Here is a 14948-nt window from a genome sequence, read left to right on the forward strand (position 1 = left end):
AGCAAAAGCATGATTGATAAGCGATACCCATATTTGATATTAGCGTTTATTAGTGGCGGAAGTGACGCATGCCAGTAAACACCATTGCCATACCGTGCTCGTCTGCTGCGGCGATGATTTCTTCATCGCGAATTGAACCGCCCGGTTGAATGATGCAGCTAATACCTGCAGCTGCAGCGGCGTCGATACCATCACGGAATGGGAAGAAAGCGTCAGATGCCATTACTGAATTTTCAACCACTAGGCCTTCATCGGCAGCTTTTATTCCCGCTATTTTAGCTGAATATACGCGGCTCATTTGGCCAGCACCGACACCGATAGTCATGCCGTCTTTGGCGTAAACAATGGCGTTAGATTTAACAAACTTAGCCACTTTCCAGCAGAACATTAAGTCTTTTAACTGTTCAGCCGTTGGTTGACGCTTAGACACGACTTTAACGTCTTCTAGGTTCACCATGCCTTGATCGCGATCTTGTATTAACAAGCCACCATTAACGCGTTTGTAATCAAGTGAAGTTGTTTTTGTATTCCACTCACCACATTCTAGTAAACGCACGTTTGCTTTAGCGGCAATGATGGCGCGTGCGGCTTGGCTCACTTTAGGGGCAATGATGACTTCAACAAACTGGCGGTCAACAATGGCTTGCGCCGTTTGTGCATCTAACTCTTGGTTAAAGGCAATGATGCCCCCAAACGCTGATGTTGGGTCGGTTTTAAATGCGCGGTCGTAAGCTTCTAATAAGTTAGCGCCTAATGCCACACCGCAAGGGTTGGCGTGCTTAACGATAACGCAGGCAGGGCCTTCAAATTCTTTAACGCATTCAAGTGCTGAATCTGTGTCGGCGATATTGTTGTAAGACAACGCCTTACCTTGTAGCTGAATCGCGCTGGCAACAGACGCTTCATCAATTTGCGTGTCGACATAAAACGCCGCTTTTTGGTGGCTGTTTTCACCGTAACGTAAGTCTTGTTTTTTGACAAACTGACTGTTGAAAGTACGTGGGAACGTTGAATCGTCATGACATTCGTCGTTACTGTGCGCAGGCACCATAGTACCGAAGTAGTTGGCGATCATGCCGTCATAAGCAGCGGTATGTTCAAAGGCTGCAATGGCTAAGTCAAAACGCGTTTCTAAGGTGGTGCTGCCGTTGTTGGCTTGCATTTCTGCAATCACGCGGCTGTAATCTTTTGAATTAACCACAATCGTAGTGTCTTTGTGGTTTTTAGCGGTTGAACGCACCATCGTTGGGCCGCCGATGTCGATGTTCTCAACAGCATCCGCTAAGGTGCAGCCTGGTTTGGCAACGGTTTCAGCAAATGGATACAAGTTAACCGCAACCAAATCGATTGGCTTAATGGCGTTTTGTTCCATGACGATTTCGTCAATGCCGCGGCGAGCAAGAATGCCACCGTGAATTTTTGGGTGCAGGGTTTTAACACGACCATCCATAATTTCTGGGTGACCCGTGTAGTCAGACACTTCCATTACCGGGATATTATTGTCTGCAAGTAACTTTGCAGTACCGCCCGTAGACAAGAGTTCAACACCTTGTGCATGCAGCGCTTGTGCAAACTCAAGGATTCCAGTTTTATCTGATACGCTTAATAGCGCGCGACGAATTGGTCTGACATTATTCATGTAGGTACAGGTCCGCTAGTTTGATTTTAAGGAGCTTTAGTAAAACAGAGTCAATTAAAGTCTGCTTTACCAAAGTCCCTCATAGTGTTTTTTAGATTGCTTAACACCGTCGAGGCTTACTGTGTTGTGATCAGGCGGGCGTATTTTATCGTAAACCGCTTCTATTGGGTGTTTTTTCTGTGTGATTTCACAATATTGAAATAAGAACAAAGGTACGCAAAAATAATCACCCAACAACCCTTGACCTTAGATTAAACTCCAAGGTTTATACTCAGGTAAAATTCAGATGACGATGGTGAATTAACATATGTATCGAATAGGCGAACTTTCAGCCTTGTATGACATCAAAGCTGACACATTACGATTTTACGAAAAACATGGTTTGCTGTCGCCATCAAGCCGATCTGATGCCGGATATCGGTTGTATAACCACAGCGACTCCGAACGACTTAAATTTATTTTACGTGCCAAAGCGGTGGGTTTCTCACTTAAGGATATCGCCGATTTGCTATCTATTGAGGTTGATAAGTCTAATCGAGCCTGTGCCGATGTTAAAGGTTTAGTCGATACTAAGCTTGAGCAAGTAGAAACGAAATTAGCTGAGCTACAACATTTTGCGACATCGCTAAAAAGTTTATCAAATACCTGTTGTGGTGGCCCAGATAGCGCCGAGCATTGCTCGATACTCGAAGCGTTAGAGTCGTCAGACAAGCATATTATTGCTAAAAAAGAACATCATCATTTTGCTAATTTGGGTCATAAGGATTAAGTATGTTATTGACCAATTTCCTTCATTTATTTTTAGAGTCTGCCCCTTGGTTGTTATTGGGCTTAGTGCTGGCAGGTTTGTTAAAAGTATTTGTGCCGATGGCATGGATGCAAAAGCAACTCGGCGGTCATGGAATGAAAACGGTGGTGAAGGCGGCATTATTAGGTGCGCCTTTACCTTTGTGTTCGTGTGGCGTTATTCCGGCAGCAGTAGGTTTGCGTCGAGCTGGCGCCTCAAAAGCCGCGACAACCTCTTTTTTAGTGTCTACCCCAGAAACTGGCGTTGACTCAATTACCGTATCCTATGTTTTACTCGGGCCTTTTATGGCGATTGTGCGCCCGATTGCGGCGATTACCAGTGCGATAGTGGCGGGTTTATTAGTGGGCCGAGATGACGATGATGGTATTCCTGCGTCAGCATCTACTAAAGTAAAAACAGCCACTGATTCATCAGCGAGTGCCAAGCCGGTATCATGCTGCGCAGCTAAATCAACTGCTAGCTCAGACGCCAGCTCTGAAGCGACATCAACATGTAAAACAACTGCTGGTACAATGCAAAATGCTAGCGTAAAAATGACTGCGATTAAGTCGGAACCCGTTAAGCATGAGTCTGTATTAAGCCCGATGACGCCAGCGCGTACATTTTCAGCTAATACTACAGAAGCAAAGCAGAGTTGTTGTGGCAGTAAAACTGCAGATAAACCAATTGAATCTACATCCTCAGCGTGTTGCAGTACTACATTAAAAGACGATGTAAAAGACGATGTAAAAGATGAGACAAAAGCTAAAACGGTTGCATCAAGCTGTTGCAGTAGCAAACCTGAGGTGCAAGCTGAAGTGGCAGCAACAAGCAGTTGTTGCGCCTCGAAATCGCTAAGCCAGGTACCAAGTGAAAGTAGTGATGAAGCCAGTTGCTGCGCATCGACTCAAGATATGGCAACAGAGTTGAAACACAACAGTGTATTTAGCCGTGTGTTATCGGGTTTGCATTACGCAGCCACAGATTTAGTCAAAGACACCACCTTGTGGTTATTAGTCGGGTTATTTTTTGCCGCCATCGTGCAGACTTATGTGCCGGCTGACTTTTTGGTTAAGTGGGGTGATGGCATTCTGGCGATGTTAGTGATGGTCCTCGTGTCGATCCCAATGTATATCTGTGCCACCGCTTCAACCCCCATTGCTGCAGGATTGCTATTAGCTGGAGTATCACCAGGTGCTGTACTAGTCTTTATGATGGCAGGCCCTGCGACCAACATTGCAACTTTAGGTGTGGTAACTAAAGAGCTAGGTAAGCGTGCATTATATGGCTATCTAGGTGGTGTTATCGGTGTGGCGTTAGTATTTGGTGTATTGGTCAATTATCTAGTTGATACCTTTGGTTTTGAAGTGATGCCGCAGATTGGTGAAGAGCATGCCTTATTACCTCAAGGTGTAGTGGCGGTTTCTGGTATCGTGCTAGCGGTGTTAATGGCCAAAGTATTGTGGGACATGATCCCAAAAGGCAATAAAGAGAAAGGTTGTTGCTCGTAATAAGTGAAACCAAATGTTAACCATAGCGAGTTAACTAAAGCGTGTTAGCTAAAGCTTGTTAACCATCGCGAATTAAGCACATAAAAAGCCAGTGATAAATATCACTGGCTTTTTATTAGGCTAAAACATTATTAATTCACAATATAGTGTCAGTCGAAACGAGTACTGGTAAGCAATAACGCTAGTCAGAAAAGTGCTAGTTAAAAATAGCGTTGAGTTTTTCAGCCAATCTAATGCCAGCTTGCTGCAATCGCTGCTCGATAATGGGTTTATGGGTAAATACATAGTTAAAACGTAAATCGTCTTCACCTTGATAATTCTGTTCGAGCTGGTAAGCCCTTTGCCTTAATGCTTTCGACTCATCAGCCCATTGATAATAGCTTTGACCACTCCACATTTTGCGTTGTTGTTCGCTAATACGCGTTAAAAAATCACTGTACTCTGTAAAGCTTAACTGCTGCTGTTCAATTAGTTTGCTGTCCCACACAGTATGCAAATTTGTGTGCTCACCAAACCACTTGAGTTTAATTGTATTTCCACCTTTATCATGGCTGTGACCCACATGTAGTGGTTGATGAATGTCGCCGACAAAATGTACGTAAAATGCCAATGCTTGCCATTTCTCTTGTTGGCTGGCTTTAGGGTTTACTAATATTTTTTCAAATCGTTGCAAACTTTCGATGATATCGCCATCAGCATTGCGCTTAACCGTTTTCCACGACTCATCGTCTTCAATTGAAATGTAATGCCATGGCGCAGCGCGATCCCAAGTGTTGTCGGAGCGGATTTCATCTGCCCAAGTTGACATTTGCGCTAGGCTTTCGCCACCTGTCAGTTGGTTTATTTTCTGTTGAGCTGTCGGGGATAAATTGGCTTGAGCGATTTGGCCTACAATTCTGTGGCCTAATTGACCAAATGCTTTGGCAGGTAGGCTGAACGTTAAGGTGAACAATACACTGCCCACTAGCAATAACATGTTATTCAGTAAAACAGACGATTTCATAAAACTTCCAATTCATTGTTGTTAAGGCAATAACAGCGTCTTTAATGTGCCAGCGTATGAAATTATTGTTACGTGACACAGACTTGAGTCGCGACTATATAGCAACAATATGACATTTATGTGTTACTCCAAAGTTGTTTTGCGGTTAATTTTTTCGTTTAAAAATGACATTAAAATGCAACATATCGTCCTTAGACTTCGCCCTGAAGTTTTTGCTCTATTGATTTACTAAGCCCGATAAACGGGTAACTAAACATTAAAATATAAAAATATTCAGGGGTTTGAAATGTTGCTTAATCATAAAATCAGTCGTCTCGCGCTCGCGACATGTTTTGCTATGGGAATTGCTTTACCTGCAATAGCGGCAGATACCGCATCTGATATTCGTGGTCAGATTATAGGTCCTGCTGGTAATGCTGTTACTGATGCAAAAATTACTATTATCCATCAGCCTACCGGTACCGTTACCGAAGTTCCTGTTTCTGCTAATGGGCAATTTACTGCCCGCGGTTTACGTGTCGGTGGTCCTTACATTATTAAAGTCGATTCTGATGTGTTTGCTGACACAGTTGAAGACAATGTCTACTTAGGATTAGGCGAAACATTCCGTTTTAACCGCACACTAGAAGCCACTTCTACGATGGAGCGTGTTGGTGTCGTTGGCAGTGCAAGCTTTCATCGCAGCGCCGGCGGTAACAGTGACTTTGGTGAGCAAGATATCGCTAACGCACCCGGTATTAGCCGTGATTTAAAAGATGTGTTGCGCCAAAACCCAATGGCTGTTGTGGGTACCGACGGTATTTCAATGAGCGTGGCGGGCATGAACCCACGTTTTAACACTTTTGTGGTAGACGGTATTTCTCAAAACGATGATTTTGGACTTAATTCAAATGGCTACCCAACTCAGCGTTCACCTATTTCTATCGATGCAGTGGAGAGTGTAGCGCTTAACGTATCGCCTTACTCTGCTCGTAGTGGTGGTTTTACCGGCGCACAAATTAATGCAGTAACTAAGTCGGGCACCAATGATTTATCCGGGACTGTTTTTTGGGAAACCACCAACGACAGCATGGCGGGTGATGGTAAAGACCAGGACTCTGGTGACACCTTAACCCAAGATTTTGAAGAGACCACATTCGGCGGCACGGTTGGTTTTCCTCTGATTAAAGACACTTTGTTTTTCTTTGGCTCATATGAAAACTTTGATGCACCAACGTCGGCAGAGTGGGGGCCAAAGGGCGCTGGTTTTGCCAATGAGTCAGATGTGACCTCAGAAGATCTAATTCGAATAGAACAAATTGCTCAGTCTATATATGGTCTTGATAGCATTGGCGGTTACACCACCTCACCACAAGAAAAAGATGAAAAAATCTTAGCTAAAGTGGATTGGAATATTAACGACCAACACCGTGCCAGTTTTACTTATCAATCGACCATAGGTAATGTAACCAACAACATGTCATCAGGTGATTCGTTATTAAAATTATCAAGCACTTGGTATGACAAAGAAGAAACTTTAGAAACCTACGCGGCCAACTTATACAGCGATTGGACTGACGATTTTAGTACTGAAATCAAAATCGCTTACAAAGATACCACCACTAAATCGAAAACCATTGATGATTTAGGCATAGGTATGGTGTCGGTACAAACCTTCGAAAAGTCAGGTGACAAAGTCATTTTTGGCACTGACAGTTCTCGCCAAGCAAATGAATTAAATAACCAAAATCTTGAGCTACGTTTTGTGGGTGATTATTACCTAGGCGACCACGATATTGGCTTTGGTGCTCAGTACAATAGCGTTGAAATATTCAACTTATTTGCTCAAGATGTGTTGGGCAATTGGGAGTTTGATTCTATTGATAACTTAGCGGCAGGCGCCGTCGATAGTTTCCGTTATCAAAATGCGGCTTCGGGTAATCCAAATGATGTGAGTGCCAGTTTTAACATGGACACCTTGGCATTATTTGTTGAAGACTCATGGGATATTACGGCCGATTTAGAGCTCACGTTCGGTATGCGTTATGAAACCATTAGCATGTCAGATACTCCAGCCATTAATGAAAACTTTGTTAATCGATATGGGTTTGCTAACAACGAAACCTTAGATGGCCAAGATATTTGGTTACCTCGTGTAGGGCTTAAATACTTATTAAGTGATGATGTGACCTTATACGGTGGTGTAGGCCGTTACAGTGGTGGCTCACCATCTGTTTGGATTTCAAATAGCTTTTCAAATGATGGCAACAGCTTATTAAGCTATAACGAAGGTTGGAACCCAGTATGGGGCACTCCAGATTTTGGCAATGTTCCAGCAGATGCTCAAGCGGGTTTAGTGGGTGGCGACGGTAATGTTAATGCCATCGACCCTAACTTTGAGTTACCTTCAGACTGGCGTGCAAGTATTGGTTTTGACAGTACGTGGGATTTAGGTGCCTTAGGTGATAATTGGTTTGTGGGTGGTGAGTTTTTATACATTCAAAAAGAAAACGACTTAGCATGGGTTGATTTAGCCCGTCGCCAAGTGAAAACCGATGCCACTGGCCGTGTGGTTTATGAAACCTGGGACCCATTAGCTAATAATGGTGCTGGTGGTAATACCGAGCGTTATGACCTCATGTTAACCAATGCTGAAGATGATGGCTCCAGTAAGACGTTAAGTTTGTCGATTGCCAAAGAGTGGGATATGGGCCTTAGCATGCGTGCAGGTTATGCTTATAACTCAGTTGAAGAAGGCAACCAAGGCTCGTCGTCTACTGCAACGTCTAACTATCAATATACCCCAGTACAATATGATCGTAATGGCACCACTATGGGCACTGGCTATTATGAAACACCGCATCGCTTCACCTTTAGCTTGGGTTATGACGTAGAGTTTGTTGCAGGCTACAACTCTAGCTTTAACTTATTCTACGAAGCGCGTGAAGGTAACCCATTAACGTGGACACTAGGTTCATATCGTGATGGCAATTTAGGTGACCAAAGCAAGTTTGCTGGCGCATCATATTATCTACCTTACATTCCAACAGGTGCTGATGATGCTAATGTTGAGTATGCTGGTGGATTAACTTATGAGGAGTTTAAAGCGGCAATTGATGAAATAGGTTTAGGCCAATATGCCGGTGGTATAGCACCAAAAGGCACCGACAACCAACCATGGATACATCAGCTAGACTTCCGCTTTACGCAAGAATTACCAGGGTTTACTGACGAGCATAAAGGTATTTTATACTTCGATATCAAAAACGTACTTAACCTAGTTAATGAAGATTGGGGCGTGGTTGAATACCAAAGCTTTAACAGCGCTAAGTTGGTTGATCATGACTACAATGCGGCGACGGGAGTTTATACTTATTCTGTTCCATTTGGCCAAGATGGTATTGAGACTAACAATTACGATACTTATGACATCAACAAATCAGCTTGGCAGCTTAAAGTGGGCGTGAAGTACAAGTTCTAATACTTTGTTAAGTAGAGTGCTGGTGCTGTATCTAGAGTGCTAATCAATAGGTTCCAAACAAAAATACCGAGCAATTAGCTCGGTATTTTTATGTGCTCAATATGGTTACATCAAGCTATTTATTCGCTAAACGACGTATAAATTATTTGATTTTACTGGCAAAATTTTCAGGTGAATTTTTCGACTGCTTAACCGCACGTTTCTCTTTTAAAGATAATGCCGGCTTTTTCTTCGCTTCTTTTGAATTATTACGTTCTTTGCTCATTTGTATGACTCCTAGCACGCATAATGCGTAACTAATAAATGGTAATTTTTGTTGTTAGTATCGAAGGTGCTAATGAATCAGCCACTTAGTACTTACTTAGCCTTTGAACAATTTACTGAACCAAACTTATCATTGATATTGCGAATTAATGATGTGCGAGAACTTACCTCTATGATCTAAATTAATCACCTTATTAAGTTGATACTAGCACCTAGTCAGTTAAAAATATCTATTTATTCTATAGATTATTTTGTGCTTAAAAACTCATCTTTAATTATGATTGCTTTGTTGGACAAAATCGGGGATCTCAAGTACACCTTCGCCCCAATGCTCAAACAAGGCGGCGTATAAAAACTCTACAAACACTCGGTATTTACGGGGTAAATATACGCGCTGTGGAAAACTCAGGGTGACCTTGGTTTGCATCATTGGAAAGTCTTCTAATATCGGTATCAGTTGCTTACTGTCGATGGCTTCTTGTGCAATAAAAACCGGTACCGCAGTAATGCCTAGACCTTCAATAGCAGCCTCTCGGGCAAAGGTGACATTATTGACTTTTAGCTGTGCAGGGGGATCGAGATCAAGCCATTGGCTGCCATCAAAAATACGCCAGCCACCATCAATGTGGGCCGACTGTAACTTAATTGCGGTGTGGAACATTAAATCTTGCGGTATTTGTGGTGTGCCATGACGCTTAAGGTAATTTGGACTTGCCATTAACAACCGGCTAGCGGTGACTAACGAGTAGCTTTGCAGCTTAGGATCACGTTGTTCGGTAATTTGAAATAGAAAATCGACCCCTTCTTCAATCACATCAATTTTACGGTTAGTCAGTTCTGCATCGATGGTGATATTAGGGTAAGCCGCCAGAAACCGCGCAAGAATACGACCTAAAAATAATTGTCCTAGCTCGATAGGGCAAATCACTTTTAAATTGCCTTTGATGTCTTGCTGGCTCGCACTGAGAAGATCTTCGGCATTTTGTAAATCTTGTAGAATTTTACTAATGCGATGGTAATAACTTGAACCCGCTTCAGTCAGTTTCAATGACCTTGTGGTGCGAAACAGTAATTGCACACCGGCATCGGCTTCTAGATCTGCGATTTTACGACTCACAGTGGCTTTGGTTATTCCCAGTGCTCTGGCTGCACCGGTAAAACTACCTTGTTCTACGACTTGCGAGAATATTTGAACGCGATTGAGATCCATATTGTTACACCTGTGAAACAGTGGGTTGAATTTTTACTATCTAATAAATTTAAGGAAACAGTAGTAAACTAGAGCAGAATAAATTAGGAGTCAAATATGTCTATCAATAAGCGGTTAGTGTTAGTGCCAGGTATTATCGTTGTGTTAGTTGTTGCAGGCGTTTATTGGTGGTCACAAGTTCGATATATCGAGTCAACGGACAATGCTTATGTTGAGGCTGATATTTCCAATATCAGTGTAAAAGTTCCCGGCTATATTGTGCAATCTGCTGTGGTTGATAATCAACACGTCAACAAAGGTGAACTGCTGGCTCAATTGGAAGACAGCCAATTTGTTGCCAAGCTAGCTCAAAGCAAAGCTGTGTTAGCGAGTACCCAAGCAAACTTGCAAACTCTAGCGGCAAAGGTTGATTTACAACAGGCATTAATTAATCAAGCGAAGGCTACCGTTGTGGCTTCACAGTCAGAGCAGTTAATTGCGCAACAACAATTGAAGCGTTCACAGAAATTAAAAATCAGTAATTACAGTTCACAAAATGATGTTGACCAACTTCAGGCAGGTTTCGATTCAGCATCGGCTCATGTCGATGAGGCGCAAGCTGCATTAGTGGCTAAACAGCGTGAATTGTCGGTATTTAATGCGCAATTATTACAAGTACAAGCGGATGTCGATCAGGCAATGGCCAGTGTCGAGTTGGCTAATATTCAATTGGTGGATACACGTGTTACTGCACCTTTTGCAGGGATTATAGGTAAGCGTGGTGCAATGGTGGGCCAGTATGTTCAACCAGGGCAAGCATTGTTTAGCTTAGTGCCAGATGCACAAGTGTGGATTACGGCTAACTTTAAAGAAACTCAAATTGAGCACATGCAAGCCGGACAAGCCGTTAAGGTGAGTTTAGATGCTTATCCTGATGATGTGTTTAGCGGATTTATCGACAGTTTAGCACCTGCATCGGGTTCTAAATTTAGCTTGTTACCCGCAGAGAATGCGACCGGTAACTTTACCAAAATTGTTCAACGTATTCCGGTGCGTATTCGTCTTGAACGTGATCAACCCTCATCTGCTATTGGGCGTATTTTACCAGGATTAAGCGCTGTGGTTGAAGTCGATACTGAGTCTGCAACCCAATCTCACGAACTCGCTAAGGCAACAGCTGGTCAAGCAATGTCTGTGACTGCAGGGCATTAATATGAGCCAGTCAGCCACTGAGGCAGATGTATCACCAGTCGGCCCTATGAGTACTGTGAGTGATAAACCGACGGGGTATCAGCGCGGTAGCAAACGTTCTTGGATAGCTGTTGCGGGCGGCTTAATCGGTGCCTTTATGGCTATTTTGGATATTCAAATCACCAATGCGTCGATGAAAGAAATTCAAGGTAGTTTAGGCGCCACTTTAGAAGAAGGCAGTTGGATTGCTACCGCTTATTTAGTGGCTGAAATGATTGCCATTCCTTTATCTGGTTGGTTAAGTACTGGGTTATCGACTCGCCGTTATTTACTGTGGACTACCGCTGCCTTTATTGTGGCCTCTATATTGTGCTCAATGTCTTGGAACCTTGAGTCAATGATCGCTTTTCGTGCCTTGCAGGGATTTTTTGGCGGGGCATTAATTCCGTTAGCATTTCGATTAATTCTTGAGTTTTTACCCGACAATAAACGCGCCATGGGTATGGCTCTGTTTGGGGTAACCGCAACATTTGCACCTTCCATTGGACCGACGCTAGGTGGTTGGCTAACCGAACAATTTAGCTGGCATTATTTATTCTATATCAATGTTCCACCAGGCTTATTAGTGATGGCGATGTTGGCTTATGGTTTAGAGCGCAAACCAATCATTTGGGATAAATTAAAAGACGCTGATTATTCAGGCATTGTCACCATGGCGTTGGGTATGGGCTGTTTAGAAGTTGTGCTAGAAGAGGGCAACCGTAAAGACTGGTTTGGCTCTGATCTTATTCGTAACCTCGCCATTGTTGCCGCGATCAATATCAGCTTGTTTATTTGGATCCAGTTACGTAAAGCTCAGCCATTAGTGAATATTCGTCTGCTTGCGCAGCGAGATTTTGCCTTATCTACGGTGGCGTATTTTTTACTGGGAATGGCGTTGTTTGGGGCGATTTATATGATCCCGCTGTATTTATCACAAATTCATGATTATACCCCGTTAGAAATTGGTGAAGTGATTATGTGGATGGGCTTTCCGCAGTTGCTGGTACTGCCATTAGTGCCTAAATTAATGCAGAAGTTTGATCCGCGATATTTGGCTGCACTTGGGTTTGCTTTATTTGCGACCAGTTATTATATGAATAGCCATATGACCATGGATTACGCTGGCGATCAAATGATTGCTTCGCAAATAGTACGAGCGTTAGGACAGCCGTTTATTTTAGTGCCTATTGGTATTTTGGCGACAATGCATCTTCAAGCACATGAAAATGCCTCTGCATCGACAGTGCTCAATGTGATGCGTAATTTAGGTGGGGCTTTTGGTATCGCGCTGGTGGCAACGTTAACCGATAATTTGGCTCGAGTTCATTTGGCCCATATTAAAGAGACGTTGCCAGCAATCAGTGCCCAAGCTTATAACTATATTCAGCATACCAGTTCGATACTGCAAATTGCGGGTTCTGATGCGGTGAGTGCTAACTCACAAGCCTATGCTTTACTTGCTAAAAACATGTCACAGCAGGCATATATTCAAGCCTATAATGATGTGTTTCTTATAATGGCATGTTTTCTATTGATTGCAGTTGTTGCGGTTTTATTGATCCGTAAACCCGTGGCGAAAAGTGATTCAGATCAGCCTAATGAAATGCATTAATCATGTTAGTATTATCTTAATTGATAGCAATAAATTAAGGTGAGAGATGACATTAACGTGGCTAGATGTTGGTTTTACTGAGCTGTCTTTAGAGCAGCTTTATGGCTTATTGCAATTGCGTGTAGATGTCTTTGTGGTTGAACAAAATTGTCCTTATCCTGAATTAGATGGAAAAGATAAACATCCGCAAACCAGGCACTTATTGGGAGTGAATGAACAGGGTGATATAGAGGCTTATAGCCGCGTGTTAGCGCCCGATATTAGTTACCCTCAAGCGAGTATTGGCCGTGTTGCTGTTGCAAAATCTGCCCGTGGTCAGGGCGTGGCCAATCAATTAATGCTAAGTGCCATAGCCATTGCAAAACGGCATTGGCCAACAGACAATATTCAGATTGGGGCACAAGATTATTTACGTCATTTTTATCAACAACTTGGCTTTATTGTCAATTCAGATGTGTACCTTGAAGACGGCATTGAGCATCTTGATATGTTGTTAATCTATAATAGCTAATAGCTAATAGCTAATTGGTATGAGTAGCGTTGGATTCAGAGATAATATAATCAACTCTGCGTTAAGCCGCTATTTCTTTGGATTTGGGTAGATTTTATTAAGGAAAAACGATGTCAGATTATGTAATTAATACCCAGCAAATTGTGTGTGTCGCTCAATTTGTGGCGAAAGCAGGAAAACGTGATGAGTTAGTGGCGGTATTGGCAAGCTTGATCCCTGATACTCGTCGTGAATCTGGCTGTATTCGTTATGAATTGAATGTCAGTATTGATGACGACAACAAAGTTGCCTTTGTGGAAAAGTTTGTTGATCGTGCAGCATTTGATCAACATTGCGCCAAAGAGGCTATTCAACATTATTTTCACCATGTGATGCCTGAGTTGGTTGAATCACATCATGTTGAAGTGTTTAATCAAGTGATTGCTTAATTGGCGGTTGCTGTTAAGTGCGGCAATTTCGATAGCTGTAATTTCAAGTGCTGTAATTTCAAGAGCTGGATGTCACGATTAGATTTGAAGCGTTAGAGCTCAACATTAGATTACAGATACAAAAATGCCAATCTAAACAGATTGGCATTTTTAATCATTTATACTGTTAAGCCGAAGCTTTTATATCAGAATGATTAGAAGTCGTAACGAGCACCGACAGTGAAGATGTTGTCATCTTCTAAATCAACAGTAGCTGTACCCACTTTATGGTCGCCTTCATACATAGCATAGTGACCATAAACTAAGGTTGACTTAGAGATACGGTAATCAGCACCCACAGTAATTTGAGTGATGTTTACGTCAGTACCAGTCGCTTCTTTAATATTTTTGTAGTAGCTACCAAAACCAGCTTCATCTTGACCGTATTCAGCTTTTAAGTTTACGCCGTTTAGGTTGTAAGATACGTTAAGGAAGAAAGAATCACCTTCTTGATCAGATGTTTGGCTTTCAGTGTTTTGGTATAAACCACCAAGCTTGAACTCACCTAGCTTAACTTGTGCCACACCACGATAAGCATCAATGCCACCAATAGTGTTATAAGCTGCAGCGACATAGTAAGGGTGTGCTTTAAGGCCTTTATCACCAATAGTTGCACTTAATGCATATTGATCATCATATGATTCTTTACCAGCATCATCTGTGTAGTTGTCTTCCATTAAATAAGTTGCGTTTAATGTAACTAAGCCACCAATCACTGGTGAATAGTACCAAATACCGTCAGCTTTACGTAACTGGCCACCAATCATACGATCGATATCTGCGTTGAAGTTACCAAATAAATCAATGCCACCTTCAGACTGTTTAAATACAGTATCGTTACGGCCGATTAACACTGTACCTGCGTCACTTTTTAAACCTAAGAACGTGTTACGCGCTTTAAATACAACTTCGTCACTGCCATTTTTGCCTTCAGTTTGAGTGGTATTTTCAACTTGGAATTCCATTTGGTATAACAGTTCAATACCGTTACCAAATTTTTCGCTACCTTTTACGCCTAAGTTAGAAAAGTTGTTTTCTAATACTGTGCCTTCTTTGTGATTTTGAGTTGTTGCGCCTTTATCAGAATTAGTCACGGCTAAATCTAAACGACCATAGAAACTTGGGCCTTCAGCAAGTGTAGCGAAAGAAACTAATGTAAGTACAGATGCTACCGATGCAGAGATTAAGGTTTTTTTCATCTTTCATGCTCCCTAGAACGTTATGTTCTATATTCCATTTTTCATGGTTTTAGTTAGTGAAGTTTGTCGCAGA

The 14948-nt window shown here is 42.3% G+C and carries 12 protein-coding genes; 7 read left to right on the forward strand and 5 right to left on the reverse strand.

What is annotated here, in order from left to right:
• Positions 1-49 precede the first annotated feature (49 nt).
• Positions 50-1639 carry a bifunctional phosphoribosylaminoimidazolecarboxamide formyltransferase/IMP cyclohydrolase gene (purH, locus tag GUY17_RS02715; RefSeq protein WP_162022230.1) on the reverse strand — a complete coding sequence of 530 codons (1590 nt, stop codon included), beginning with the start codon at positions 1637-1639 and terminating at the stop codon, positions 50-52.
• A 307-nt stretch (positions 1640-1946) separates the two neighbouring features.
• On the opposite strand from purH, the gene zntR reads away from it, so the two are divergent.
• Together zntR and GUY17_RS02725 are read left to right on the forward strand one after the other, a co-directional pair.
• A complete protein-coding gene (gene zntR, locus GUY17_RS02720; protein ID WP_162022231.1) occupies positions 1947-2408 on the forward strand; it encodes a Zn(2+)-responsive transcriptional regulator in 462 nt (153 codons plus the stop codon).
• 2 nt (positions 2409-2410) lie between these two features.
• Positions 2411-3937: an SO_0444 family Cu/Zn efflux transporter gene (locus tag GUY17_RS02725; protein WP_162022232.1), complete on the forward strand. Its 1527-nt coding sequence runs from the start codon at positions 2411-2413 to the stop codon at positions 3935-3937.
• A 196-nt stretch (positions 3938-4133) separates the two neighbouring features.
• Here GUY17_RS02725 and GUY17_RS02730 read toward each other — a convergent pair whose 3' ends face one another.
• Positions 4134-4940 (reverse strand): S1/P1 nuclease, encoded by an 807-nt coding sequence (locus GUY17_RS02730; protein ID WP_162022233.1) that lies wholly within the window; start codon positions 4938-4940, stop codon positions 4134-4136.
• 286 nt (positions 4941-5226) lie between these two features.
• On the opposite strand from GUY17_RS02730, the gene GUY17_RS02735 reads away from it, so the two are divergent.
• Positions 5227-8400 (forward strand): TonB-dependent receptor, encoded by a 3174-nt coding sequence (locus GUY17_RS02735; RefSeq protein WP_162022234.1) that lies wholly within the window; start codon positions 5227-5229, stop codon positions 8398-8400.
• 142 nt (positions 8401-8542) lie between these two features.
• Here the strand turns inward: GUY17_RS02735 and GUY17_RS21270 are convergent, their stop codons facing one another.
• The gene (locus tag GUY17_RS21270) at positions 8543-8665 is read right to left on the reverse strand and encodes a hypothetical protein (protein WP_011635985.1); all 123 of its coding nucleotides are present in this window, start codon (positions 8663-8665) and stop codon (positions 8543-8545) included.
• Between the two features lie 270 nt (positions 8666-8935).
• Positions 8936-9874 carry a LysR family transcriptional regulator gene (locus tag GUY17_RS02740; protein WP_101086231.1) on the reverse strand — a complete coding sequence of 313 codons (939 nt, stop codon included), beginning with the start codon at positions 9872-9874 and terminating at the stop codon, positions 8936-8938.
• Positions 9875-9970: 96 nt separating this feature from the next.
• Here GUY17_RS02740 and GUY17_RS02745 point away from each other — a divergent pair, with 96 nt between their 5' ends.
• The 4 genes from GUY17_RS02745 (at position 9971) to GUY17_RS02760 (ending at position 13637) form a co-directional block, all read left to right on the forward strand.
• Positions 9971-11065 carry an HlyD family secretion protein gene (locus GUY17_RS02745; RefSeq protein WP_101086230.1) on the forward strand — a complete coding sequence of 365 codons (1095 nt, stop codon included), beginning with the start codon at positions 9971-9973 and terminating at the stop codon, positions 11063-11065.
• Between the two features lie 46 nt (positions 11066-11111).
• Complete coding sequence (locus tag GUY17_RS02750; RefSeq protein WP_162024260.1) at positions 11112-12698, forward strand: DHA2 family efflux MFS transporter permease subunit; 1587 nt, start codon at positions 11112-11114, stop codon at positions 12696-12698.
• Between the two features lie 46 nt (positions 12699-12744).
• Positions 12745-13209 (forward strand): GNAT family N-acetyltransferase, encoded by a 465-nt coding sequence (locus GUY17_RS02755; protein WP_162022235.1) that lies wholly within the window; start codon positions 12745-12747, stop codon positions 13207-13209.
• Between the two features lie 110 nt (positions 13210-13319).
• Positions 13320-13637 carry a putative quinol monooxygenase gene (locus tag GUY17_RS02760; protein ID WP_162022236.1) on the forward strand — a complete coding sequence of 106 codons (318 nt, stop codon included), beginning with the start codon at positions 13320-13322 and terminating at the stop codon, positions 13635-13637.
• A 194-nt stretch (positions 13638-13831) separates the two neighbouring features.
• Here GUY17_RS02760 and GUY17_RS02765 read toward each other — a convergent pair whose 3' ends face one another.
• Positions 13832-14875: a porin gene (locus GUY17_RS02765; protein WP_162022237.1), complete on the reverse strand. Its 1044-nt coding sequence runs from the start codon at positions 14873-14875 to the stop codon at positions 13832-13834.
• Positions 14876-14948 lie beyond the last annotated feature (73 nt).

Origin of the sequence: Shewanella sp. Arc9-LZ, from assembly GCF_010092445.1 — a bacterium.
Taxonomy (GTDB): domain Bacteria; phylum Pseudomonadota; class Gammaproteobacteria; order Enterobacterales; family Shewanellaceae; genus Shewanella.